Origin of the sequence: Novosphingobium aerophilum (assembly GCF_014230305.1) — a bacterium.
In the GTDB taxonomy this organism is placed as follows: domain Bacteria; phylum Pseudomonadota; class Alphaproteobacteria; order Sphingomonadales; family Sphingomonadaceae; genus Novosphingobium; species Novosphingobium aerophilum.
On the sequence record NZ_JACLAU010000005.1, the window covers coordinates 147392 to 173325 of the forward strand.

The following is a 25934-nucleotide window of genomic DNA, read 5'->3' on the forward strand; positions in this document are numbered from 1 at the left end:
CTTTTCCGATGGAAAGACCCAAAGCCTGCGTAACGAGGGGATGGAAATGACGAAGCTTCGCAACACCGTGGCCCGGGGAGCGCTTGCGCTGGCCCTGACGGTCGCCGCCCAGCCTGCCCTGGCGCAGGACCAGTCTGCCGCGGCCGCCACCGACAACGGTGAAATCATCGTGACCGCGCAGAAGCGCGCCGAGAATGTCCAGCAGGTGCCGCTCGCGGTGTCCGTGCTTTCGCCCAATCAGCTCCAGGCGGCTGGCGTGCGCCAGTTCCAGGATCTGACCAAGCTTGCCCCCTCGCTGACGATCCGTCCGGCCGAACATCCGGTCAACGCCAACGTCTCGCTGCGCGGTGTCGGCACCTTCGCGTTCGGCATCGGCGTCGAGCCGAGCGTCGCCGTGCTGGTCGACGAAGTGCCGCTGGCCTTCCAGGCGCGCGCCTTCACCGACCTGCCCGACGTGGAGCGGATCGAGGTCCTGCGCGGTCCGCAGTCGACCCTCTATGGCAAGTCGGCCTCGGCGGGCCTGATCAACATCATCACCCGCGGCCCGACCGACACGTTCAAGATCCGGGTCAACGGCACCGCCACCACCGATAACGAGGTTGGCGCGAACTTCAGCGTTTCGGGTCCGCTGAGCGAGCAGCTCGGCTACGTCGTCTCGGGCAGCTATGCCCGGTGGGAAGGCAATGTCACCAACCTGTTCAACAACCAGAAGGTCAACGGCAACGACACCTTCAACGCCCGCGGCAAGCTGCGCTGGGAACCGAGTTCGGCGGCCAAGATCACGCTGACCGGCAACGTCATCCGCGGGAGCACCACGGTCGGCCGTCCGTTCATCCGCTTCGGGGCCAACGCGGCGCTGCGCGGCGTCGCGGGCCAGACCCCCGCGGTCACCCTGCCCGGTGTGACGGTCAGCGAACTCAACCGGTCGATCAGCAACAACTACCCGGCCAGCACCCGGTACAATGGCTGGGGGGGCAACCTGCGCGGGGACTTCGAGCTAGGCACCCACTCGCTGGTCTCGATCACCTCGTACGACAAGTTCCGGCTCGACGATTTCCTTGATCAGGACGACACCTCGGCCAACACCGCCAACGGCAACAACATCCAGGTCGGCACGTTCAAGTCGAAGCTGTTCACCCAGGAATTCCGCCTGCTCTCGCCGGGCGACCAGCCGTTCCGCTACACCCTGGGCGCCTACTTCGCCTCGGTGCGGTTCGACCGTCCGTTCTCGCGCGGGCCGGCCTTCTCGCTGGCGGACTGGACCGCCTATTCGAAGTCGCAGCAACTGGCTGCCTTCGTTCAGGCCGACTGGGAGTTCATGCCCAACGCCACCCTGACCGGCGGCGCGCGCATCCAGAACGAGAAGATCCGCTATGCCTTCACCAGCCGCGCTGCTCCGGTCGGCACGTGGTCGGGCAACGCATCGGACACGGCGGCGACCTGGCGGGCAAGCCTGAAGTACGAGTTCAGCTCGACGGTCAACGCCTTCGCCACGGTTTCGACCGGGTACAAGGGTCAGACCTATGACCTGACCACCGGCTTCAACAACAACCGCGCCGCCGCCGGGCCGATCAAGCCCGAAAAGTCGCGCGACATCGAAGTCGGCATCCGCAGCCAGTTGTTCGATCGCAAGGTTACGCTGAACGTCACCCTGTTCGACACGGTCTATCGCAACCTGCAGGCCCAGACGATCGAGACCCTGGCCGACGGCACCGCGAACTTCCGGCTGACCAACGTCGGCAAGCTGGGCACCAAGGGTGTCGAGATCGACACCGTGATCCGCCCGAGTGACACGTTCAACCTGAGCGGGTCGTTCGCGATCCTCGATGCCAAGTACCTGGACTTCCCGGTGGCACCCTGCTTCCCGCTGCAAACTGCGGCGCAGGGCTGCGTCACGGTCCCGGGGCAGCCGACCCGCCAGAACCTCACGGGCGAGCGGGCGGTTCAGGCCCCCGAGTTCAAGTTCTCGATCGGCGCCGAATACACTCCGGCCCTGACCGACAACCTGCGCGGCGTGGTCCAGGCCAACTGGCAGCACACCAGCAGCGTCAACTATGTGGCGCGCGATCCTGAGGCCTTCCAGAGGGCCTACTCGATCGTCAACCTGGGCCTGGGCGTGCGGGACGAGGACCGCAAGTGGGAAGTCACCGCCTTCGTCAACAACCTGTTCAACCAGCAGTACTTCCCGTCGCTGGCGAACAGCGCGGGCAACTGGGGCAACAACCAGGCGACCCAGGTGCTCCTGCCGCGCGACTTCATGCGCTACGGCGGGGTCCGCTTCAGCCTGAACTACTGATCCCGGTGGACCGGTGCCGGGGCAGGGGAAACCCTGTCCCGGCTTCGGCCGTTTGGGACACGTGAACAGCGAAGGTCCGCCACGATGAGCGGACCGCACATGGTGTGGGAGAACGGATGATGCGGATCGTTGGTCTGCGGGGTGTTCTGTGTCTGGCGGCTGCCGGACTGTCCATGCCAGCGCCGGCCCAGTCTCCGCCCGCCCAGTCTCCGCCCGTCGCCCTCCCACTTGCGACAGTCCAGACGGAGCCCCTGCTGGTCTCGGCCGACCTGCGCGACGGCATCGACCTGTCCGGTGACTGGCACTACTCGATCGATCCCTACCGGTCCGGCATCGCCGGCTTCCATGGCGAGGCCCCCGATCGCGGCCAGCAGCGCTATCTCGACATCGACGTGCGTCAGGCCATGGCGGCGGACAACCGCACGCTTTACGAATTCGACATGGCCCACTCGCCAGTGGCCCGCCTGCCGGGCGCGTGGCTGGCGGCCACCCCGGAACTGCGCCATTATCAGGGCCTGGTCTGGTACCAGCGGACCTTCACCGCTCCGGCCGACCGCAAGGGGCGGGTCTTCCTGCGCTTTGGCGCCGCCAACTATGCCACGGTGGTCTACCTGAACGGCCAGCCGCTCGGTCGGCATGAGGGCGGCTTCACCCCTTTCGCCTTCGAAGCCACCAGGCTGCTGCGCGATGGCGAGAACCAGATCACCATCGGGGTCGATTCCGCCGCCACGCCCACCACCGTGCCGCCCCCGGTCACTGACTGGGAGAACTATGGCGGCGTCACCCGCGAGATCCGGCTGGTCCAGACGCCCGCCACTTATGTGGATACCGCCTGGGTGCGCCTGACCCGTGACGGCAAGCTGGCGGTCGATGCCCACCTCGACGGACCCGCTGCGGCCAATGCGCCGGTCCGGCTGACCATCGCCGATCTGAAGCTGGACCTGGCCGGCAAGACGGACGCCGCCGGCAACTGGCGCGCGACCATGGCCGCGCCGCGGGCGCTGGTGCGCTGGTCGCCCGAACAGCCGAAGCTTTACGATGTCACGCTGAGCTCCGGCGAGGACCGGTGGCGGGATCGCATCGGCTTCCGCACGGTCGAGCGGCGCGGCGCCGACATCCTGCTCAACGGCAAGCCGGTGTTCCTGCGCGGCATTTCGATGCACGAGGAAGAGATCGGCGCCAATCCGGCGCGGATCATCACGCCGGCCAATGCCCGGGCCCTGCTCGGCGAGATCAAGGAAGGGCTTCACGGCAATTACGTGCGCCTGTCGCATTATCCCCACTCCGAGGTGATGACCCGCGCCGCCGACGAGCTGGGCTTGCTGGTGTGGAGCGAGGTCCCGGTCTACTGGATGGTGGCCTGGGGCAACACCCAGACGCTGGCGACGGCCCGCAACATGCTGGCCGAGAACATCCTGCGCGATCGCAACCGCGCCTCGATCGCCATCTGGTCGGTCGCCAACGAGACCCCGGTCAGCGATGCCCGCAACGCCTTCCTGCGGCAACTGATTGCCGACGTGCGGGCACTCGACGATACCCGTCTGGTCAGCGCCGCCCTGCTGGTCGAGCGTGATCGTGCGGCCAAGGTGCCAACCATGGCCATGGCCGATCCCCTGGCTGCCGATCTCGATGTCCTGGCGATCAACACCTACAATGGCTGGTACACCGGGGATCGTCTCGCCGATCTGCCGGGCAGCGTCTGGCAGATTCCCGACGACAAGCCGCTGATTTTCTCGGAGTTCGGGGCCGACGCCAAGGCCGGGTTCCACAGCCCTGAAAAGATGCAGAAGTTTTCGGAGGAGTTTCAGGCCGAGTTCTATCGAAAAACCCTGGAAATGGCTGACCGGGTCCCTACACTGCGCGGCATGTCGCCCTGGATCCTCAAAGACTTCCGCTCGCCGCGCCGGCAGAACCCCGATTTCCAGATTGGCTGGAACCGCAAGGGGCTGATTTCCGAAACCGGTGAGCGCAAGCAGGCCTTCGCCGTGCTGGCCGACTACTATGCCCGCAAGGCGGCCGTGGCCGGGCGATGAGCCGGAACCGGCCTCGACGCTCTCGGCCGACTTCCGCGGGATCGCTGCTGGCGCTCGCCGCGCTGGCGCTGTCGGTCCCGCTGCAGGCGCAGGCGCCCGCCGCGACGGCCCAAGCCAGCCCGGCACCGGCGCCCGGAAGCTGGGTTGACCGGATCCAGCCCATCGCCGTGCCGGTCGAACCCGGCGCCGTGGCACTGCCGCTCGGCACCACGCTGCCCGGCGGTCAGGCCGAGGCCTGGGCGCAGCAATCGCCGGACCAGCGGATCGCCTACAACGTCAGCCAGCCCACGCTGGTGGCGGTGCCCAGCTCACTCCCGGCCGATCGCGCCGCCCCGGCCGTGCTGCTGGTGCCGGGCGGTGGTTTCCAGTTCCTGGCGATGGACAACGAGGGCTACGACGTGGCGCGCAAGCTCGACCGGCTGGGCGTGCGGGTGTTCATCGTCAAGTACCGTACTGCGCCGCTCACGGGCGGATTTGCCGGGTTCAAGGCCGCGCTCACCGGGCTGTTCGTGAAAGGCGGGCCGGCGCCGCTCGAAGTGGTGCCCCATGCCGTGGCCGATCTGCAGGCGGCGATCCGGCTGGTCCGCGGGCGCGCGGCGGAGTGGCGGGTCGATCCCAGGCGGATCGGCGTGCTGGGGTTCTCGGCCGGCGCCATCACCGTGCTGGCGCAGACCCTGGCCAACCAGCCCGACACCCGGCCGGACTTTGTCGGCATGATCTATGGCCCGACCGCAAGCGCTGCGGTGCCGTCCGGCGCGCCGCCGCTGTTCGCGGCGCTCGCCGCCGATGACCGCTTCTTCAAGAGCCAGGACCTTGGCCTGATCGACGCCTGGCGTAAGGCCGGCAGCGGGGTCGAGTTCCACCTCTACAGCGCCGGCGGGCACGGCTTTGCCTCGCATCCCAACGGCACGACCAGCGATGCCTGGTTCGACCAGTACGCGCTCTGGCTGAAGGCCAGCGGCACCCTCGCGCAACCCTGAGGCGCCGCGCGTTCGATTCCACCCTGCCTTCTGGCAGTCCTTGGGCCGGCCCGCGGTGTCTCTATGGACCCGCTGGCCGGCCTTTTTTCGAAGGTGGCGCCGCGGGTGCGGTCAGCGATCGGCGCCCGTTCTCAGACCGCCCAGCGTGCGAGGCGGCGCCGGACGCCAAGGACCTCGGTCTCGGTCCAGACCAGGGCTGTGCCGTTGACTGTGACCGGGCGGCTGTCCGCCAGCGGCAAGACCAGGTCGAGGTGAGCGGAGGGCGCCTCCTCCGGGCCGGTCCAGGCGGCGGTGATCGCGATCGTCTCGGGCGTGGTGACGATGTCCAGTGCCCAGAGCGGCGGGCGCTCCAGATCGGGCCAGCGGGCCTCGCGCTCGTCAAAGCCCTGCCAGGCCATCTGCCCGGCTCCCTGCGGAGGATAGAGGAGCACGGCGGGTTCGGCCGGGCGCTGGACGAAACCGGGTTCGGACAGGTCGAGCAACAGCGCCGAGCCTTCGCGCGCCAGCATCGGGGGCAGACCCGTGCCCGGTGCGGGGAGGGCGACGGTCGTGCCTCCGGCATGGGCCCGATCGTCGCGCAGATCGATCCAGCGCGTCCCGTCGGGCAGGTAGGCCTCGATCTCGGACACGCCCGGGTCCAGCGCCGGGGCGACCAGCAGGTCCGGGCCGAGCAGGTAGGTGTCGCCGTCGCGCCAGCACTCCGGATCCTGCGGGAAGTCGAGCCACAGGGGGCGGGTCACCGGCTCGTAAGCGGCGTGGTGGCGCCACAGCAGGTCGTGCAGCAGCGGCACCAGCGCGTGGCGCAGCCTCAGCATGCCGACGATCGCCGGGGTCGCCTCGGGATACATCCAGGGCTCGTTGACGGTCCCGTCGCTGTTCCAGCTATGGATCGAGAAGCGCGGCATCACGATCCCGGCCTGGACCCAGCGCACCAGCAGCTCCGGCTCGGGGGACGGACCGGCGAAACCGCCGATGTCATGGCCCGTGTTCGACACGCCCGACAGCGCCAGCCCGATGCCCATCTTCTGGTTGAAGCGCAGCGTCTTCCACGCGGTGAAATTGTCGCCCGACCAGGTCTGGGCATAGCGTTGCAGCCCGGCCATGCCGCTGCGGGTGACCAGATAGGGCCGCTCGTCCGGGCGGAAGGCCAACTGCGCCTGGCGCGACGCGCGCATCATCAGCAGGGTCTGCACCGGCCGCTCGGGGGCGGCCGGGCGCGCGGCGCCGAACCCGGCGAAGACCGCGCGCCGGTCCCAGATCTCGTACTCGTTGTTGTCATTCCAGGTGGCACGGATGCCGTAGTCGAGCAGCCTCGCGGTCACCTGTTCGCGCCACCAGGCGGCGGCCTCGGGGTTGGTGAAATCGATGTAGCTGCCCAGCTCGTCCCAGAACAGGCACTCGATCGGTTGCCCGGCCGCATCGCTGACGAACCAGCCGCGCTCGGCCAGCTCGGCATAGCGGGGATGGGAGAGCAGCAGCGCGGGCTTGATGTTGGGCACCAGCTCCACCCCGGCCGCGGCATAGCTCGCCACAAAACCGCGCGCGTCGGGGAACTTGTCGGTGTTCCAGTGGAACACGTAGCGCTTGTCACCGATCGAGGTGTAGCCGGACGAGAGGTGGAACGAGGTGCAGGGAATGTCGTGCCGGGCCAGCCCGTCGAGGAACTCGCCCATCCGCTCCTGCGCGTTGGGCGCATCGGTGTAGGTCATGGTCGAGCCGGAATAGCCCACGGCCCAGCGTGGCATCAGCGCGGGGCGGCCGGTCAGCCAAGTGAAGCGGCGAACCACCGTGGCGGCATCGGGCCCGGCGATCATGTAGTAGTCCAGATCGCCGCTCTCGGCCCGCATGTAGCGGTAATGCGGGTGATAGTTGGAATGCTCGTGGCCGAAGTCGAACACCGGATCGGCCAGGGTGTCGTAGAACGTGCCGTGGGCCTGGCCGGCGGCATTGACCGTCAGGACCCAGGGGATCGCCTTGTAGAGCGGATCGTCGCTCTCGGCGTCATAGCCCATGCAGTCCAGATTGGTCAGCCGCAGCCGCCGTCCGCTGCGGTCGAGCGGGCCGCTGCGCTCGCCCAGGCCGAAGTGGCGCTCTCCGGGCTGCCGCTTCACGTAGTGATAGGTCGCCTCGTCCCACCAGCCGAAGTTGTAGGCCTGGGTCGGGCGATCCTCGGCGAGCAGGGTCCAGGCCTCACCGTCGCGCTGATGCCAGGTGCACAGCAGGCCGGTGCGCGCGATGGTCAGGCGCAGGCGCGGCGTCGCGATCGTGACGTGGGTCTCGGTCTCTGCGAGGGTGAAGCCGGGCCGGGAGAAGCCGCTGGCGTCGAGCCGGTCGCGGCCGGGTTCGGCGATGTCCTCGGCGCCAGGGGCGATGGCCCAGCTTGGCGGGGAGGTCACTTGCCCCTTCGCCAGCAGCAGGACGCGGATGATGTCCTCCTCCAGCACGAACAGGCGGGCCACGGCGCCGGTATCCGCCGTCAGGGTCACACCAGCATCGTCCTGCGCCGTCACGGCGAAGCGCGGCGGGGCGGACAGGGTGGCGCGGCGGAGGGACGGGGAGGCGGTCATCGGGTCAGGCCGAAGCGACGGTCAGGTGACGGCGCAGCGCCAGCAGCCAGATCGCACCCAGCAGGTCGAACACGCCCAGGCAGGCGAACAGCGGGGCGAAGCCGATGGTGTCGGCGAACTGACCGATCAGCAGCGAGAACAGCAGCCCGCCGGTCCACCCGCACATGCCCACCAGCCCGTTGGCCTTGGCGATGTGGTTCTTGGGGAAGACATCGGCCGACAGCGTGTTGATCAGCACCGAGATCGCCTGGTGGGCAAAGCCGCCGATGCCGAGCAGCGCGATCGCGGCGTAGGGGCTGGCAACCAGCCCGACGCAGCCCGGGGCGATCATCAGGATCGCGCCGATCCAGATCCCCGCGATGCGCGATCCCTCCAGGCTGAACCCGCGCCAGCGTTGCAGCCAGGGCGACATGTAGCCGCCCAGGATGCCGCCGGCGTCGGCCGCCAGGAACGGAACCCAGGCGAACAGGGCGATCTCGGTCAGGTCCCAGCCGCGTTCCTTGGCGAAATAGAGCGGGACCCAGAAGCTGAAGGTCTGCCAGGCCGGTTCGGCCAGGAAGCGCGGCACGGCAATCGCCCAGAAGCGCGAGGTGGTGACGATGGCGCCAATCGAGGTGGCCTCGACCGAGACGGGGCGCTGTCCGGCGCGGATCTCGGCCAGTTCCTCGGCCGAAACATAGCTGGCCACCTCGGGCGAACGGTAAGTGCGGTACCAGACCGCCGCGAAAATCAGACCCATCCCGCCAGTGACGACGAAGGCCGCCTGCCAGCCCCAGGTCTTGGCGACCAGCGCGGCGATGATCGGTGCGATCACCGCGCCAAAGGCCGTGCCCGCGTTGAACCACCCGGTCGCGACCGAGCGCTCGCGGTCGGGGAACCATTCGCCGATCGTCTTCATCCCGGCCGGGATCACCACGGATTCGGCCATGCCCAGCAGGCCCCGGAATGCCGCGAGCGACAGCCAGCCGCGGGCAAAGCCGTGCGCCATGTTGGCCAGGCTCCACGCGAGCGCGAACAGGGCGAAGCCGGCGGTCAGGCCGATCCGGTCGATCAGCATGCCGCCAATCGGCTGCATGATCGTGTAGGCGAGCTGGAACGCCCCGACGATGTACGAATACTGCTCGGTGGTGATGGCCAGGTCGGTCTTGAGCTGCGGGGCGAGGGCGCCCAGCGAGTTGCGCGCGACATAGTTCAGGATGGTCCCGATCATCACGAGCAGAAGGATGCGCACGCGCGCGGAACGCCAGTTCATCGGGCTTGTCCTATGCAGACGCGCCGGTCGGCGCATCGGGGTTCAATCGGGTGTCGTGGCCGTGCTCACCAGTTCCACATGGTGCCGTCCTCGAGGCGAGCGACGGGGAGGTATGCGGGTTTGTAGGGGTATTTGGCGGCGAGGGCCTCGTCGATGTCGACGCCGTGGCCGGGGGTGTCGCCGACGAACAGCTCGCCCTGGTCGAAGTGGTAGTCGTGCGGGAAGACTTCGTCGGTTTCGGGGGTGTGACGCATGTATTCCTGGATGCCGAAGTTGGGGACCCAGGTGTCGAAGTGGAGCGCGCAGCCCATGGTGACGGGGGAGAGGTCGGTGGCGCCGTGGCAGCCGGTGCGGATCTGGTAGAGGCTGGCGAGATCGGCGATGCGGCGCAGGTGGGTGAGGCCGCCGGCGCCGACCACGGTGGCGCGGATATAGTCGATCAACTGGTTCTGGATCAGGTCCTTGCAGTCCCAGATGGTGTTGAAGATCTCACCCACGGCGAGCGGCGTGGTGGTGTGCTGGCGGACCAGCTTGAACGCCTCCTGGTTTTCGGCCGGGGTGCAGTCCTCCAGCCAGAACAACTGGAAGGGTTCCAGTTGCTTGCCCAGGTTGGCGGCCTCCTGCGGGGTGTAGCGGTGGTGCCCGTCGTGCAGCAGGTGATGGTCGAAGCCGTAGGTCTTGCGCAGCTCCTCGAACAGCTTGGGGACATAGTTCAGCGCCTTGCGCGTGTCCCACCCGGTGACCGAGGGCAGGGCCGCATCGGCCGGCTCGTAGTAGAGCTTGCCGCGGCCGACCCCATAGGCGTCCTTGATCCCCGGCACCCCGGTCTGGGCCCGGATCGCCTTGTAGCCCAGGTCGATGTAGTGCCCCACCGCCTCGACCGTCTCGGCGATGTCGCTGCCGTTGGCATGGCCATAGACCATCACCCCGTCGCGGCTGCGCCCGCCCAGCAACTGGTAGACCGGCATCCCGGCCATCTTGCCCTTGATGTCCCACAGCGCCATGTCGACCGCCGCGATCGCCCGCATCGTCACCGGTCCGCGCCGCCAGTAGGCCCCACGGTACAGGTACTGCCAGATGTCCTCGATCCGACCCGGGTCCATCCCCACCAGGCACGGCACCACGTGATCCTCAAGATAAGACACCACCGCCTTCTCGCGGCCGTTCAGCGTCGCATCCCCGATCCCGTAGACCCCTTGGTCCGTCTCCACCTTCAGGGTCACGAAATTGCGACCGGGACACGTCACGATCACGCGGGCTGAGGTGATTTTCATCGTCTGTTGATCCGAATTGGTCTGCTATGGGATGGGAAGATTCTTGACCAGTCGCATCTGGCCTGTCAAGTTCGATGAAGTGGTAAGGCCATTTTGGAGTGCCGCCTGCGTGAATGACATTGCAACTGAGCGCGATCGCGCCGCCCCCGACCGTCTCTACCAGGACCTCGCCCGCAAGCTGATCGCCGAGCTGGCGAGCGGCCGCTATGCCGTCGGGGACCGCCTGCCGGCCGAGCGCGAGCTGTCGGTCCAGTACAACGTCTCCCGCCCGACCGTGCGCGAGGCGGTGATCGCGCTCGAGGTGCAGGGCCTGGTCGAGGTGCGGGTCGGCTCCGGCGCCTATGTCCGGCGCCTGCCCGGCACCAATGACATCCCCGGCTTCAACATCTCGGCGATCGAACTGACCGAGGCGCGGCTGCTGTTCGAAGCCGAGGCCGCCGCGCTGGCCGCCACCCAGATCACCCCCGAGGGGCTGGCCGAACTGGAAGCCCTGGTCGAGGAAATCGAGCGCGAGAACCGCAATCCCCATGGCACCGAGAAGGCCGACCGGGCGTTCCACCTTGCCATCGCCCGGGCCTCGCGCAATGCCGCCGTGGCCGAGGCGATCGAGCGGCTGTGGGATCTGCGCGCGCTCTCGCCGGAAAGCGCCCTGCTGCACGAGAAGGCGCGGACCGCCAACATCAAGCCCGTGGTCGATGAGCACACCGCGATCCTGGACGCCCTGCGCGCCCATGACCCGGTCACCGCGCGCTCGGCCATGCGTGCGCATCTCGCGGCCGTGCTCGACAGCCTGCTTTTCGCCACCGAGGAGAAGGCGATCGAGGAGGCCCGCCGCGCCGCGCGCGCCAAGCGCGAACGGTTCGCCCGGGTGACCGGCTGAACCCGGGCGGCCGCGGCCGCCCGATCGCTCATGACACCGGTATCAATCGCGGCTAATGGCCGTTTTCATGTGACTCTCTGACAGGACCCGACAGACCGATGGCCCGCCCGCTCGACCTTCATCCCGATCGCCTGTTTCCCGCCGATCCGGCGGTTCGCCAGCTCACCCGCGAGCTGTACGGCGCCGTCAAGGACCTGCCGATCGTCTCGCCCCACGGGCATACCGATCCGGCCTGGTTCGCGGGCAATGCCCCGTTCGGTGATGCCGCCGAACTGCTGCTGCGCCCGGACCACTACGTGTTCCGGATGCTCTATTCGCAGGGCGTCTCGCTCGAAACGCTCGGCATCGGCCCGGCCAAGGCCAGCTACGATCCGCGCGCGGCCTGGCGGGTGTTCGCCGATCACTGGCACCTGTTCCGCGGCACGCCCTCGCGGATGTGGCTCGACTGGGTCTTCGCCGAGGCCTTCGGCTTCACCGAGATGCTCGGCCCGGACACCGCGGACCACTACTTCGATACGATCACCGCGGCCCTGGCCAGCGACGCCTTCCGCCCGCGGGCCCTGTTCGACCGCTACAACATCGAGGTGATCGCGACGACCGAGAGCCCGCTCGACACGCTGGAGCATCATGCCGCGGTCATGGCCGAGAACGCGCGGCCCGGGGGTTGGCAGGGCCGGGTGGTCACCGCCTATCGCCCCGACCCGGTGATCGATCCCGAGTTCGAAGGCTTCCAGGCCAACCTCGACCGGTTCTCCGAGCTGACCGGCGAGGACTGCCGCACCTGGTCCGGCTATCTCGCTGCGCACCGCCAGCGCCGGGCCTTCTTCGCCCGGCACGGGGCGACCAGCACCGATCACGGCCATCCCACCGCGCTGACCGCCGATTTGCCCCCCGCCGAGGCCGAGGCCCTGTTCGCCCGCGTGGTCTCGGGGACCTTCACCCCGGATGAGGCCGAGCTGTTCCGCGCGCAGATGCTGACCGAGATGGCCGGAATGAGCCTGGATGACGGACTGGTCATGCAACTCCACCCCGGATCGTTCCGCAACCACAACGCCGCGGTCTTCGCGCGCTATGGTCGCGACAAGGGCGCCGATATCCCGACCCGCACCGACTATGTGCGCGCGCTCAAGCCGCTGCTCGACCGCTATGGCAACGAGGCGGGGCTGACCCTGATCCTCTTCACCCTGGACGAAAGCGTCTATGCGCGGGAACTGGCCCCGCTCGCCGGGCATTATCCCTGCCTTCGGCTCGGTCCGGCCTGGTGGTTCCACGACAGCCCCGAGGGCATGCGCCGCTTCCGCCTGGCGACCACCGAGACCGCCGGGTTCTACAACACGGTGGGCTTCAACGACGATACCCGGGCTTTCCTCTCCATCCCGGCGCGCCACGATCTGGCGCGGCGGATCGATTGCGGGTTCCTTGCCGGGCTGGTCGCCGAGCACCGCCTGGCCGACTGGGAGGCCGCCGAGCTGGCGCAGGACCTGACCTACAACCTCGTCAAGCAGGCCTACAAGCTGTGACCCGGCAAACTGTCACCAGGCTGTCGCAGCAGCATCTTCCGGCAGGCATTGCCCTGCCGGGCTATGACCGGACCGCAGCCCGGGTCGGCATCGTCCACTTCGGCCTGGGCGCCTTCACCCGCGCGCACCAGGCCTGGTACACGGACCGGGCGATGGCCGCGGCGGGGGGGAACTGGCTGACGCTGGGCGTCTCGCTCCGCTCGCCCGAGGTGGGCGCCCAGCTCAATCCGCAGGACGGGCTCTACACCCTGGCCGTGCGCTCCGGGGCGGGGACGGAGCGGCAGGTGATCGGAGCCGTGCGCAAGGTCCTGCTGGCGACCGCCGAGCGCGAGGCGGTGGTGACCGCCCTGGCCCATGCCGATACCCATGTCGTGACCTTCACCGTCACGGAAAAGGGCTATTGCCGCAAGGCCGACGGGAGCCTGGACCTGACCCTGGCCGATGCCGGCTTCTATCCGCTGGTGGCCGAGGCCCTGGCGCGGCGGCAGGCGACGGGAGCGGGGGGGCTGACCCTTCTGTCCTGCGACAACCTGGCCGACAACGGCCACCAGTTGCGTCGGCTCCTGCTGGAGTACCTGGGCGAGCGCCGGGCCATGCTGATTGGCTGGGTCGAGCGGCATTGCACCTTTCCGTGCAGCATGGTCGACCGGATCGTCCCGGCGACCACGGCCGAGGAGCGGGCCGCGGCGGCGGCGGCGCTGGGGCTGGAGGATCATGGCCTGGTGGTGACCGAGCCGTTCAGCCAATGGGTGATCGAGGATGCCTTCGCCGGGCCGCGCCCCGCCTGGGAGCAGGTCGGCGCCGAGATCGTCGCCGAGGTCGCACCATACGAAACCGCCAAGCTGCGCATGCTCAACGGCGCCCACTCCGCGCTGGCCTATTGCGGGTTGCTGGCCGGGCACAGCTTTGTCCACGAGGCGGTCGGCGATCCGTTGCTGCGTCCGCTGGTCGAGGGGCTGATGCGCGAGGAGGCGGCGCCGACTATCGCCGCAGCACCGGGGCAGGATCTGGACCGCTACGCCGATGCCCTGCTCGAGCGCTTCGCCAATCCGGCCCTGAACCACAAGCTGATCCAGATCGCGATGGACGGCAGCCAGAAGATCCCGCAGCGCTGGCTGGCAACCCTGGCCGCCAACCGGCAGCGCGGCCGCGCCTGCCCGGCGATCCTCACCGCCGTGGCCGCCTGGCTGCGCCATGTCCGGGGCGACAACGCGGCGCGCTGGGGCAGCGTCGACGATCCCCGCGCGGCGGAGCTCGCCGCGGCCTGGGCTGCCCATGGCACGGCTGGCATCGTGGCGGCGGTGTTCGGGCCCGACGGTCTGCTGGCAAGCGACTGGGTTCCTTCGGCCGATGACTCGGCGATGATCGGCGTCGCCCTGGGCGACGAAGACTGACACCGGACTGGCGGCGTCGGGCCGCGCTGATTGCTGCGCCGCGCCTCGCCGGGTATAGCCGCCCGACCCGGCCCTTGCCGGGATGACCAGGCGGGACAGGCAATGCGCGGGGCAGGTCGAGGAATGCGGTGGCGGAGTGCCCTGGCCATGGCGCTGGCGGTGGCGTTCGGGCTGGCGAATGCCGCGAGGGCCGCTGCCGACCCCCGCGCGCCGATCGTGCTGGCGGCAGCCAGCCTGCAGGAATCGCTGACCGCGGTGGCCGATGCCTGGGCGCGGCTGGGTCATCCCCGGCCGATCCTCTCGTTCGCGGCGTCTTCCGCCCTGGCGCGGCAGATCGATGCCGGAGCGCCGGCCGACCTGTTCGTTTCCGCCGACGAGGAATGGATGGACTACCTGGCGCAGCACAACCGCTTGCGGCCGGGCACGCGGGTATCCCTGCTGACCAACCGCCTGGTGCTGATCGCGCCGGCCGCCAGCCGCATCCGCCTGGCGGTCGCGCCGGGCTTTCCGCTCGCCCGCGCGCTGGGACCGGGACGGCTCGCCATGGCCGATCCCGACAGCGTCCCGGCGGGCAAGTACGGCCGTGAGGCGCTGACTGCACTGGGCGTCTGGTCCCGCGTCGAACGGCAGGTCGCCCGGGGCGAGAACGTCCGCGCGGCCCTGGCGCTGGTGGCGCGCGGTGAAGCGCCGCTGGGCATCGTGTTCGCCACCGACGCCCTGGCCAGTCCGGCGGTGCGGGTGGTCGGCCTGTTCCCGGCGACCAGCCATGCGCCGATCCGCTATCCGGTGGCCCGGCTGGCGCGCAGCGACAACCCGGAAGGTGAGGCCTTCCGCCGGTTTCTGCTCAGCCCCCAGGCCCGGGCGACCTTCCGTCGCTTCGGCTTCGGTCTGCGCTGACGCCCGGCCATGCTGTCATCCGAGGAATGGGGCATTGTCGCCCTTTCGTTGAAGGTCAGCCTGGTGGCGATCCTGCTGACCCTGCCGATCGCTTATGGCCTGGCCTGGCAACTGGCGCGCGGGCGCTTCCCGGGGAAGGTGCTGCTCGATGCGCTGGTGCACCTGCCGCTGGTGGTGCCCCCGGTGGTGACCGGCTGGCTCTTGCTGATCCTGTTCGGTGCCAACGGCCCGGTCGGTCGCTGGCTGGAGGCCGCCTTCGGGATCACCGTCATGTTCCGCTGGACCGGAGCGGCCCTGGCCAGCGCGATCATGGCCCTGCCGCTGATGGTCCGGGCCATGCGTCTGTCGATCGAGGGGGTCGACCGCCGGCTGGAGGCTGCGGCGCGCACCCTGGGGGCGGGGCCTTGGCAGACGTTCCGCTCGGTCTCGCTGCCGCTCTCGTTGCCCGGCGTGCTGGCCGGAGCGGTCCTCGGCTTCGCCCGCTCGCTGGGCGAGTTCGGGGCGACGATCACCTTCGTTTCCAACATCCCGGGCGAGACCCGCACCTTGCCCCTGGCGATCTACGCGGCGCTCCAGCTGCCGGGCGGCGATGCCATGGTGGCCCGGCTTGCGGGAATTTCGATCGCGCTTTCGCTGTTGGCCCTGATCCTGTCCGAATCGCTTGCCCGGCGCGGGCACCGGCATGCCGGGGGTGGCGATGGCGCTTGAAGTTGACGTGCGGTTGATCCGGCGCGGCCGTGCGATCGCGGCCCGGTTCACGGTCGAGCCGGCCCAGATCACCGCGCTGTTCGGCCCTTCCGGGGTCGGCAAGACCAGCGTGCTGGACATGGTTGCGGGACTGGTCCGGCCCGACGCCGGACGGATCGCGATGGACGGGACCGTCCTGTTCGACAGTGCCGCCGGGGTCGACTGCCCGCCCGAGCACCGTCGCTGCGGCTATGTCTTCCAGGACCTGCGCCTGTTTCCCCACCGGCGGGTGCGCGACAACCTGCTGTTCGCCTGGCGCCGCTTGCCCCCGTCGGCGCGGTGGATGACCCCGGACGAGGCGATCGGGTTTCTGGGCGTCGGTCACCTGCTCGATCGCCTGCCCGCCACGCTTTCGGGAGGCGAGGCGCAGCGGGTCGCGATTGGCCGGGCGCTGCTGTCCGCCCCGCGCTTCCTGGCCCTGGATGAGCCGCTATCCTCGCTCGACCTGGGCCGACGCGACGGCATCCTGGCCGTGATCGAGCGGATTCGTGACGAATTGCGCCTGCCGGTGCTTTACGTCACGCACGATCCGGCCGAGATCAGCCGCCTGCAAGCGCGGGTGATAGAACTGGCATAGGCCCGGCTGCCGTCTCGCTTTCGACCACGGCGCGCAGGGCGGCTAGGCAGTCGGCGTCGATGGCCTTGCCGACGTCCCCGGTCATGATCTCCAGCGCGCGCTCGCGCGACATGGCCTTGCGATAGGGGCGGTCGGCCGTCAGGGCATCGTAGATGTCGCAGACGGTGATGATCCGCGTTTCCAGCGAGATCACCGGGGCCTCCAGCTTCATCGGATAGCCGGTGCCATCCAGCCGTTCGTGATGCGATCCGGCAATCAGCGCCATGTCCCGCAGCGCCGGGATGCGTCCCAGGATCTGCGTGGTGTACCAGGCGTGGCTGCGCATGGTCTGCCACTCATCCGGATCCAGCGGTCCGGCCTTCTCGAGAATCCGGCTGCTGACCCCCAGCTTGCCGACATCGTGCAGGATGGCGGCCCGGCGCAGCACGCGGCGTTCGGCCGCGCTCATCCCCAGTCGTTCCGCCACGCGTTCGGCATAATGCCCGACCCGCTCGCTGTGCCCGGCGGTGTAGGGACTCTTCGCGTCGATCACCGCACCAAAGGCCTCGGCGATGTCGTCGAGGTAATCCTCGTCGACCGTCACGACCGGGCCCTCGGGCTCGATCGCGGCGACCCGGGCGGGCAGATCGGAAGCGGACAGCTCGTCCCACAGGCCGGGGTCCCGGGCCAGCACCACGAAGGTGCGCGCCAGGCGGGGGTCGAGCCAGGAGCCGCTGCGCTTGGTCACCTCGGCGATGGCGGCCTCGGCGCCGCTGCAGATGAAGTGGACGTCGACGATCTGGGCCAGCAGCGCCAGACGCGAGCCCAGTGGGATCGCATCGCCAGCCAGCCCTTGCGGCTTGCCGCCCCCGTCCCAGTGTTCGTCGAGGCTGTGGATCGCCTGGGCCACGCTTTCGGAAAAGCGCAGCCGGCGGGCGATGTCGGCCCCGCGGGTGCAGCGGGTTTCGATCAGGCTGCGGGCGATCTCGGTGCCGTTGCGCAGGATGTTGGCGATCGCGCGTGACCGGGTTCCGAAGCTTTCGCCGGCGCCGGTGGTGCGCATGACGAAGCCCAGCACATCGTTGAGGCCGGTTCCGATCAGCTTGAAGTCCCGCTTGAACCGCCGATCGTCGGTCAGATAGAGCTCGGCCACCCGCGCCGAGTTGCTGCTGCACCCCAGGTCCTTGAGCATGACGGCATAATAGATGTCCCGCCGCTCCGCTGCGGTCAGGCCAAGCTGATCGGCCATCCGCATCGCGATCCAGCAGCAGCGCAGGCTGTGGCCTTCTTCCTGGCCTTCGGTCAGGTCGAGCGCGTAGCTGAAGGCGCCGAGAATTTCGGACAGGGTTGCCGACGACGCGCTGCGCGCTTCGGCAAACTGCTGTGCGAAAGAATGTTGCATCGGTGGGATCTCCTGGCGCCGGGTAAGCCGGCACAATTTTGCCGGAAGTCGCTAACATTTGGATTACGGGGGCATGCTGGAAAGGCCGTGGATTGGCCCGAAATCGGCGATTTTTTCGCGTAAGATCAGTTTCATCCCGCTATGGGTTCTTTGCATTCTGCCGCCCCCGGCAAGGTTTTGCCGGGGCTTGCCGCTGGTGCCCCGGGATGGCCCGGCCGGGCCTGAGGGCAGGAGCCTTGGAACCCGGCGCAGTCGCCTCGCCGGGACCGGGCGAATCGTCCCGATCCATCCCGCTGTCGATCTGCCGGTCACGCTGTGGGCTGCGGCTGATCGACATGCTGTGACCCCGAGCCGCCGCCGCGGCCAAAGTTTATTTGATGGGAGGAGACGGTTCTCCCCCGGTGATTTACCGGGTTTCAAGGTTTGATCGGCTAACCAAGCGCCGTGAAACCCAGCGTGCCAGAATTGTCATCCCTGCCCAAGGACTTGCCCGTCCTGGCGGTGATCGGGTTGGTTGATCCGCCCGAGGGCGACTGGCCGCGCCTGCGCGGCATGCAATATGCCAGCCTGGCACAGGCGACACTCGCCCGCATGATCGTTCACGGCATCGCCGCGGTCGCGACGGTGCAGATTTTCCTGGGCCATGTCATGCTGATGGCGCTGGTCGGCTGGGCTGTGGCCCTGGCCGGGGCGCTGTATTACGGCGCCCGCTACGACAAGACCCTGGGCGATGCCGATCGCCGGCGGATGGGCCGCGACGAGGTCAACGCCCAGACCATCGCCGCGGCGATCATCGCCGCGGTCTGGCTGGTTCCCATCCTCTTTTTCGCGCCCATCGGCGGCTACCAGAGCGAACTGCAGCTGTGGACCGTGCTCGCCATGCTGATGACCGCGCTCGCGGTCATCATTCCGGCGGTACCGATGGGCACGATCCTGTTCAGCATGATGGTCGGCAGCGTCGCCGCCGTTTCGTTCGGGCTGCACGGGCTGTGGCAGAGTGCCGGGGTGGCCTGCGTCTTCATGATCATGGTCTCGGTCGGCACGATCGAGGCGGCGCGGATGTTCCTCGCATCGCGCGTGGCCGAGGCCGGTATGGTCGAAAAGGCCGAGGTCGTCTCGCTGCTGCTACGCGAGTTCGAGGAAAGCGGCGCCGACTGGCTGTGGGAGGTCGATACCTCGCGCCGCGTGCGCGCCGTCAGCCCGCGGTTCGCTTATGCCCTCGGGCTCGATCCCGAGGATATCGAGGGCAAACCCTTCATCCAGTTGATTGCCGGACCCGCCTGGGAGACCGGTCATTTCCCTGCCAGCCTGCACGACCTGGCCGAGCGGCTGAAGCGGCGGGAGAGCTTCTCCAACCTGCTGGTGCGGGTCACCATCGCCGGTGAACAGCGCTGGTGGGAGCTGTCGGGCACTCCGAAGATCAGCGACAGCGGGGTCTACGAAGGGTTTCGCGGGGTCGGCTCCGACGTCACCGAACAGCGGGAAAGCGCGGACAAGATCGCCCAGTTGGCCCGCTATGACACCCTGACCGGGCTGCCGAACCGGCTGATGCTGACCGAGTCGCTCGCAGACGCGATGCGTTATGCGGAACAGTGGCGCACCCGCTGCGCCTTCCTGATGATCGATCTCGACCGGTTCAAGGCGGTGAACGATACCCTGGGCCATCTGGTCGGCGACCAGTTGCTCGCCAAGGTCTCGGCGCGGCTGCGCGAGCTGATGACCGATAACGAGCTGTGCGGACGGCTGGGCGGCGACGAGTTCGCCATCGTGATCCGCGACGCTTCGGACCTGAACCAGGTTGCCACCGTGGCCAAGACGGTAATCGAGCGGCTGTCGCAGCCCTACGAGGTCGATCACCACACGCTCTATGTCGGCGCCAGCGTGGGCGCCGCGGTGGGGCCGCGCGACGGTTCGACGGTCGAGACGCTGATGCGCAGCGCCGACCTCGCGCTGTACCGCGCCAAGGACGCCGGCGGCGGGACCCACTTCAATTATGAGCCCGCGCTCCACGCCCACGCCGAGGAGCGTCGCCAACTGGAGTTCGCGCTGCGCCGGGCGCTGGAACGCAACGAGCTGCTGGTCCACTACCAGCCGGTGGTCTCGGCCGACACCGAGACCGTGCTGAGCTTCGAGGCCCTGCTGCGCTGGAACAGCAGCGAACATGGCCTGGTCAATCCCGCCAAGTTCGTGCCGCTGGCCGAGGACACCCGCCTGATCCTGCCGATCGGCGAATGGGTGCTGCGCGAAGCCTGCGCCGAAGCGACGCGCTGGCCCGATCACACCAAGGTGGCGGTCAACGTCTCGGGCGAGCAGTTGCTGGACCCGCACTTCGCCTCGACCGTGGTTTCGGCCCTGGCCATGACCGGGCTCCCGGCCCGGAGGCTGGAGATCGAGGTGACCGAGAGCATCTTCCTGCGCGATGCCACCACGGCCCGCGCCACGCTGGAACAGATCATGGGGCTGGGCTGCTCGATCGCGCTCGATGATTTCGGCACCGGCTATTCCTCGCTCGACTACCTCCGCAAGCTGCGCTTCTCGACCATCAAGGTCGATCGCAGCTTCGTCCAGGGCGCGGCGCAGAAGAACCCGGAAAGCCTGGCGATCATCCGCGCCGTGGTGGCCATGGCCGAGAGCCTGGGGGTCACCACCACCGCCGAGGGGGTCGAGACCGAAAGCGAGCTGGACATCGTCAAGGCGCTGGGCTGCACCAAGATCCAGGGTTTCTACTTCGGCCGGCCGATGCCCCCGGAGGACGCCCGGTTGCTGTTCTCGCCCCGCTTCGTCGAGCGGCGCCGGTCCGGCGAGGCAGCCTGAGCTTCAGGCCCCCGGGATTCTCAGGTCCCCGGGATTCTCAGGCGGAGGCCAGCGCCCGCACCGCCGCTTCGAACAGGGCCCGGCCATCGGTCCCGCCATGGACGGGATCGATCGCCCGTTCCGGGTGGGGCATCATGCCCAGCACATTGCCCGCCTCGTTCAGGACCCCGGCGATGTCGCGCGCCGAACCGTTGACCGGTTCGGCATAGCGGAAAGCCACCCGGCCTTCGCCCTCGAGGCGATCGAGCGTGGCGGCATCGGCGAAGTAGTTGCCGTCATGGTGCGCCACCGGAATGCGGATCTGCTGGCCTGCGGCATAGCCGGCGGTGAACAGGCTCTGCGTATTGGCGACCGTCAGGGCCACTTCGCGGCAGACGAAGCGGATGCCGGCATTGCGCATCAGCGCCCCCGGCAGCAGCCCCGCCTCGGTTAGGACCTGGAAGCCGTTGCACACGCCCAGCACCGGCACGCCGCGCCCCGCCGCGGCGATGACCGCCTGCATGATCGGCGAACGGGCCGCCATCGCGCCCGAGCGCAGGTAATCCCCATAGGAGAACCCGCCGGGCAGGGCGATGAAGTCCAGCCGGTCGGGCAGGTCGGCATCGCCGTGCCAGACCCGGTGCGGCGCGGTCCCCGCAATCTGTTCGAGCGCCACCGCCATGTCGCGGTCGCAATTCGAGCCGGGGAAGGTGATGACGGCCGAGCGGAAGGCCATTACCCGGCCACCCGTTCGATGCGGTAATTCTCGATCACCAGATTGGCGAGCAGCTTGCCCGCCATGTCCTCCAGCGCGGCATCGGTCACGCTGTCGTCCACCTCGAGCTCGAACAGGCGCCCGGCGCGCACGTCCTTGACCCCGGCGAAGCCCAGCCCCTCGATGGCGTGATGGATCGCCCGGCCCTGCGGATCGAGCACACCGTTCTTCAGGCTGACGTGGACGCGGACCTTCATCGGGCGGGCCTTTCGCTGGCAAGGGTGATCGGGTCGAACAGACTCGCCGCGCCTATGCCCGCAGTGGCCCGCCGGGGCAAGGGACTGCGGGCGGAAATGCCCGCCCGATTCACCGGTCCGGCACCGGGCCGGTTGACACGGTTGACACGGTCCTGATGCGAAATGGCGGGACCCGGCCGGGAGGGCAGGAACCGGCGGCGGGAAGGGGGCAGGACCAGGCGCATGGCGGCAGTCTGCCACCGGGCCTGCGGGTAGGACAGTCAGGCCGGTGGCAAGCTGTCCAGCACATAGCCCAGCGAACGCACCGTGCGCAGCGGATCGGGCACGCCGTGGGCCCGCAGCGCCCGGCGCAGGCGGCCGATCCAGACATCGACGGTGCGTTCGTCGATCATGTCGCCGTCCTTGCCCAGCCGGTCGATCAGTGCGGTCCGCGAAAACACCTGGTCGGGGTTCTCCATGAAGTGGACCAGCAGGCGGAACTCGTTGGGCCGCAAGGGCAGGATGCGGCCGCGGAAGCGGGCCTGGAAGGCGGTCACGTCCACCGACAGCTCGCCCAGGCGGAGCGGGGCCCAGCCGGTCGGCCGCGCGACCGACAGTTCGGCCCCATCGATCCGCTCCAGCAAGGCCGGGAGGGTCAGCGGGCCGACCAGGTAGTCGTCCGCGCCGGCGGCGAGCGCGCGCCGGCGGGCACCTGCATCACCGCTTTCCAGCACCATGGTCACATGGGCATGCGCGACGGGGGATTGGGCCGAGCTCTCGGCGTCACGCAGGCGGCGGCAGAACTCCAGACCGGACATGTCCGGCAGGAGCCAGTCGACGAAGGCGAACAGGGGAGCGGTCAGACGGGCCGGGACAGGTTCCATGCCGATGCCATGAATATCCAGGTCCGGCCGCGCCTCGGCGAGCTGGTCCTGCAGCGATCGATTGGCGGGAGCGATGAGGACGGTGATTTTCGGCATGGCGGTCACAGCAGTGAAATCTTCTGCCGGATGTGCATCAGCGCGATGACGAATTCATGACGCTTCCATGACACAACATGCGTCAGTTCAATGTCATATTGTTGTCATCATATCGTCCGTGAAGTGAAACGTGGGCTCCCTAGTGGCCTGTTCGCAGCAGGGGGGTCGACATTCCGAGTCGAGCCATGAGGGCTTCCTCCTGCCTGATGAAGAAAGGCCCGAAAGGGAACGCATCATGCAGAATTCGATCAAGTTCACCGTCTCCGCCCTGGCGCTGGCCTGCGCCGCCGCTGCCGCTCCGGCCTTCGCGGCGGACACCGCCGTGGACGCCGACGAAGCCGCAGCCGCCGCCGAGACGACCACCCCCGATTCGACCGGCCTGACCGACATCGTCGTCACCGCGACCAAGCGCGAGACCAACCTGCAGAAGACCCCGATCTCGATCTCGGTGATGGGCACCGACGACATCAAGAAGCGCCACGTACAGAGCCTGTTCGACCTGGCCGACGGCGCTGTGCCCTCGCTGCGCGTCGCCCCGTTCGAAGCCCGCCAGTCGGCGCTGACCGTCGGCATCCGCGGCATCGTGCCGCTGGACGCCAACCAGCCCGCGCGTGAGCAGGGCGTCGGCATCTACATCGACGGCGTTTACCTGGGTCGCCAGCACGGCATCAACTCGGCGCTGTTCGATGTTGAGCGGATCGAGGTGCTGAAGGGGCCGCAGGGCACCCTGTTCGGCCGCAACACCGAAGGCGGCGCACTGTCGATCGTCGCCCGCGCGCCCAGCGGCGAGTTCGGCGGACGGATCAGCTCGGGTGTGGGCAATTACGGTGCGGTCAATGCCGAAGCGCATATCGACCTGCCTGCCGTGGCCGGCTTCGCCCTGAAGCTGGACGGCGTGTTCCAGCGCCAGGACCCGACCACGATCAACCCGATGCCGGGCCAGGCCGGGTTCAACCAGTTCAACCGTCGCGGTTTCCGCGCCGCGGTGCGCTGGAAGCCCGCCGACGGGATCACCAACGATTTCTCCTATGACGTGGCGCGCGGCGAGACCACGCCGTTCTACAGCCAGCTCCTGAACTACAACCCCAACAACTGCGCCCCTTCGGCCGCGGCCCAGCCGGTCTCTGCCGACGTGATCCCGGGCGCCTGCGTCCTGCCCGGTGCGAACTTCTCGGGCGGCCTGACCGGCACCGTGCGTCCGGTCCTGCCCGGCGTGGTGGTCAATGGCAGCACCCGCATGAAGGTGGCCGATATCGGCGTGCCGCAGCGGGTCAGCGTCGACAAGACCCACGGCTTCACCAACAGCTTCAAGTGGAAGGTCTCGCCCGAGGTCGAGCTGCGCTCGATCACCGCCTGGCGCGGCGTGAACGCTGACCAGTGGGACAACTCGGGCGGCGCGCACCGCCTGCCGGTGGTCAACCTGACCGCCGCCTGCACCGCGGCCTCGCCCTGTCCGTTCAGCCGCTATTCGCTGGCCGACCTGCGCCAGCGCCAGTTCAGCCAGGAAATCCAGGCGGTCGGTTCGATCGGCAACATCGATTACGTGGCCGGCCTGTACTACTTCAACGAGCACGTCAGCGATGACGCCGCCACGCCAAACACCAACGGCGCCGTGGCGACCGTGGTCAATGGCGTGGTGACCGGCGCGACCTATGTCACGATCCCGTTCTGCACCGGCAACACGCCGCAGTTCGTTGGCAAGGCCGTCAACGGCTGCTCGATCGACCGTGCTTCGGCGGTCGTGTCGAAGAGCTACGCCGCCTTCGCCCAGATCACGTGGAACGCCACCGACGCGCTGCACATCACTGCGGGCGGCCGCTACACCCGCGACAAGAAGCAGGGCGCCCTGCTGTTCTCGCGCAATATCAACTACCAGGACCCGGCCAATGCCGCTGCCGTGGCCGCGGTGGGATACAAGCCGCTCGACGCGACCTGGAACCGCTTCAACCCGATGGTCACCGTGGCCTATGACGTGAACCCCGACACCCACGTCTATGCCAAGTATGCCACCGGCTATCGCGCCGGCGGTGCCAGCTCGCGCACCTCGGACTATCGCGCGTTCAATCCGGAAGACGTCAAGTCCTACGAACTGGGCCTGAAGGCGGACTTCTGGAACCGTCGCGCGCGGATCAACCTGGCCGCCTACATGATGGACCGCAAGGACAGCCAGGTGGACCTGAGCACGATCCAGCCGGCGCCGAATGGCAGCAACTTCAACAACCTGGTGACCTTCAACGCCCCCGGCACGACCAAGATCCGCGGCGTCGAGGCGGACTTCACGATCAAGCCGGTCGACAACCTGACCCTGGGCCTGTCCTATGCCTACACCTACTTCAAGGTGCCGCCGGTCTCGGTGGTCTACGAAGGCATCCAGACGATTGCCGGTGTCCGCACGGTGGTGAACCGCACCACCCAGCCGCAGAACTTCTACATCGTGTTCACCCCGCGCAACGCGGCCAGCGGCTCGCTCGACTATGCCATCCCGATGGGCGACAACGGCATGGAGGTGCGCCTGCACCTCGATGCCAACTACTCGCAGGCGACCCAGGCCTTCGACCAGTTCGCGACGAAGAACGATGCCTCGTTCATCGTCAACGGCCGTCTGGCCCTGGCCGACATTCCGGTGGGCGCCGACAGCACCCGCACGGTGACGATCGCCGCCTGGGTGCGCAACATGTTCGACATGCAGTACGTGTTCCGCCGCGATCCCTCGAACAGCCTGCCGCAGGTCCAGGCCAGCACCGCGCTGGTCGGCAACATCGGCAACACCCAGGGCGATTACGGCAACTTCAACGCGCCGCGCACCTTCGGGGTCGAGGCTTCGATCAAGTTCTGATCGCCGTTCCGGTTACACCCTGAACCTTGGGGGCGGGCATCGCGAGATGTCCGCCCCGCTTGTTTCGGGCGGAACCCCGTCCGGTGCTCCGGGCAAACCCGGCAGCCGCAGGGCGGACACAGAAAAGCCCGCCAGTGGCGGGCCTTTCCATTCGTCAGAGCGCGAAACCGCTCAGCGCACGCGGGGGCCGCCGAAGGGCATTGGCGGGGGCGTGCGGCGGGCGCCGCGCGGGAGCTGCGCCTGATAGGCGCGGCCGCAGTGATCGACGCAATAGGGGAACCCGGGGTTCACCTTCTCGCCGCAGAAGTGGAAGTCCGGCTCGCCGGGATGGCCCATCGGCCAGCGGCAGATGCGATCGTTCAGATCGAGCAGGCTGGTCTTGTCGGCGATCTCGGGGCTGGGCTTGGCCGGCACCAGGCGGCGCGGCGGGGCGGGCGGGATCGGCGCCTGCTGGTCGCCCGGACCCTGGCGGAGGAAGCCGCCGGGGCCGACCGAGACGATCCGCGGCGCGGGCGCGGCGGGCGTAGCGGACGGGGCCGCCGCAGCCGGGGCCGGCGCGGCGCGCGGGGCCGGGGC

At 68.6% G+C, this 25934-nt stretch carries 19 protein-coding genes; 11 read left to right on the plus strand and 8 right to left on the minus strand.

The features are described 5' to 3' along the window. The first annotated feature begins 46 nt into the window (after positions 1-46). From H7F49_RS05910 to H7F49_RS05920, 3 genes are all read left to right on the plus strand, one after another. Positions 47-2296 carry a TonB-dependent receptor gene (locus H7F49_RS05910; protein WP_185682646.1) on the plus strand — a complete coding sequence of 750 codons (2250 nt, stop codon included), beginning with the start codon at positions 47-49 and terminating at the stop codon, positions 2294-2296. Between the two features lie 173 nt (positions 2297-2469). Further along, positions 2470-4329, plus strand: coding sequence for a glycoside hydrolase family 2 protein (locus tag H7F49_RS05915; RefSeq protein ID WP_235981927.1), 1860 nt, complete (start codon positions 2470-2472; stop codon positions 4327-4329). Next, positions 4326-5309 (plus strand): alpha/beta hydrolase, encoded by a 984-nt coding sequence (locus H7F49_RS05920; RefSeq protein WP_185682648.1) that lies wholly within the window; start codon positions 4326-4328, stop codon positions 5307-5309. Before H7F49_RS05915 ends, H7F49_RS05920 begins: the two co-directional genes overlap by 4 nt. 131 nt (positions 5310-5440) lie before the next feature. Here H7F49_RS05920 and H7F49_RS05925 read toward each other — a convergent pair whose 3' ends face one another. The 3 genes from H7F49_RS05925 to manD form a co-directional block, all read right to left on the minus strand. After that, on the minus strand, positions 5441-7876 hold the full coding sequence (locus H7F49_RS05925; RefSeq protein WP_185682649.1) for a glycoside hydrolase family 31 protein: 2436 nt from the start codon (positions 7874-7876) through the stop codon (positions 5441-5443). Between the two features lie 4 nt (positions 7877-7880). Beyond that, complete coding sequence (locus H7F49_RS05930; RefSeq protein WP_185682650.1) at positions 7881-9128, minus strand: MFS transporter; 1248 nt, start codon at positions 9126-9128, stop codon at positions 7881-7883. Between the two features lie 65 nt (positions 9129-9193). Further along, on the minus strand, positions 9194-10402 hold the full coding sequence (gene manD, locus H7F49_RS05935) for a D-mannonate dehydratase ManD (protein ID WP_185682651.1): 1209 nt from the start codon (positions 10400-10402) through the stop codon (positions 9194-9196). A gap of 109 nt (positions 10403-10511) precedes the next feature. Here manD and H7F49_RS05940 point away from each other — a divergent pair, with 109 nt between their 5' ends. The 6 genes from H7F49_RS05940 to H7F49_RS05965 all read left to right on the plus strand — a co-directional run bounded on the left by H7F49_RS05940 (position 10512) and on the right by H7F49_RS05965 (position 16417). Next, positions 10512-11282 carry a FadR/GntR family transcriptional regulator gene (locus tag H7F49_RS05940; protein ID WP_298200460.1) on the plus strand — a complete coding sequence of 257 codons (771 nt, stop codon included), beginning with the start codon at positions 10512-10514 and terminating at the stop codon, positions 11280-11282. A 98-nt stretch (positions 11283-11380) separates the two neighbouring features. Continuing rightward, positions 11381-12802 carry a glucuronate isomerase gene (gene uxaC / locus H7F49_RS05945; protein WP_185682653.1) on the plus strand — a complete coding sequence of 474 codons (1422 nt, stop codon included), beginning with the start codon at positions 11381-11383 and terminating at the stop codon, positions 12800-12802. After that, positions 12799-14196 (plus strand): mannitol dehydrogenase family protein, encoded by a 1398-nt coding sequence (locus H7F49_RS05950; RefSeq protein WP_328806550.1) that lies wholly within the window; start codon positions 12799-12801, stop codon positions 14194-14196. Before uxaC ends, H7F49_RS05950 begins: the two co-directional genes overlap by 4 nt. 123 nt (positions 14197-14319) lie before the next feature. Continuing rightward, complete coding sequence (gene modA, locus H7F49_RS05955) at positions 14320-15093, plus strand: molybdate ABC transporter substrate-binding protein (protein WP_185682654.1); 774 nt, start codon at positions 14320-14322, stop codon at positions 15091-15093. A 9-nt stretch (positions 15094-15102) separates the two neighbouring features. Further along, positions 15103-15801, plus strand: coding sequence for a molybdate ABC transporter permease subunit (gene modB / locus H7F49_RS05960; protein WP_185682655.1), 699 nt, complete (start codon positions 15103-15105; stop codon positions 15799-15801). Then, positions 15791-16417, plus strand: coding sequence for an ATP-binding cassette domain-containing protein (locus H7F49_RS05965; protein ID WP_185682656.1), 627 nt, complete (start codon positions 15791-15793; stop codon positions 16415-16417). The genes modB and H7F49_RS05965 overlap by 11 nt, the downstream gene beginning before the upstream one ends. Here the strand turns inward: H7F49_RS05965 and H7F49_RS05970 are convergent. Continuing rightward, positions 16380-17798, minus strand: coding sequence for an HD-GYP domain-containing protein (locus H7F49_RS05970; RefSeq protein ID WP_185682657.1), 1419 nt, complete (start codon positions 17796-17798; stop codon positions 16380-16382). The genes H7F49_RS05965 and H7F49_RS05970 overlap by 38 nt on opposite strands. 501 nt (positions 17799-18299) lie before the next feature. Between H7F49_RS05970 and H7F49_RS05975 the strand changes: the two genes are divergently transcribed. Continuing rightward, positions 18300-20612 carry a putative bifunctional diguanylate cyclase/phosphodiesterase gene (locus tag H7F49_RS05975; RefSeq protein WP_328806551.1) on the plus strand — a complete coding sequence of 771 codons (2313 nt, stop codon included), beginning with the start codon at positions 18300-18302 and terminating at the stop codon, positions 20610-20612. 37 nt (positions 20613-20649) lie between these two features. On the opposite strand, the gene purQ is transcribed toward H7F49_RS05975, so the two are convergent. The 3 genes from purQ to H7F49_RS05990 form a co-directional block, all read right to left on the minus strand. Next, on the minus strand, positions 20650-21327 hold the full coding sequence (gene purQ / locus H7F49_RS05980) for a phosphoribosylformylglycinamidine synthase subunit PurQ (RefSeq protein WP_185682658.1): 678 nt from the start codon (positions 21325-21327) through the stop codon (positions 20650-20652). Next, the gene (purS, locus tag H7F49_RS05985; RefSeq protein WP_185682659.1) at positions 21327-21563 is read right to left on the minus strand and encodes a phosphoribosylformylglycinamidine synthase subunit PurS; all 237 of its coding nucleotides are present in this window, start codon (positions 21561-21563) and stop codon (positions 21327-21329) included. Before purS ends, purQ begins: the two co-directional genes overlap by 1 nt. Before the next feature lie 260 nt (positions 21564-21823). After that, positions 21824-22522 (minus strand): response regulator transcription factor, encoded by a 699-nt coding sequence (locus tag H7F49_RS05990; RefSeq protein WP_185682660.1) that lies wholly within the window; start codon positions 22520-22522, stop codon positions 21824-21826. Positions 22523-22757: 235 nt separating this feature from the next. Here H7F49_RS05990 and H7F49_RS05995 point away from each other — a divergent pair, with 235 nt between their 5' ends. Then, positions 22758-25358 (plus strand): TonB-dependent receptor, encoded by a 2601-nt coding sequence (locus H7F49_RS05995; RefSeq protein WP_185682661.1) that lies wholly within the window; start codon positions 22758-22760, stop codon positions 25356-25358. A 171-nt stretch (positions 25359-25529) separates the two neighbouring features. Here the strand turns inward: H7F49_RS05995 and H7F49_RS06000 are convergent. Beyond that, on the minus strand, positions 25530-25934 hold a 405-nt coding region (locus H7F49_RS06000), incomplete at its 5' end, for a GcrA family cell cycle regulator (RefSeq protein WP_214647671.1).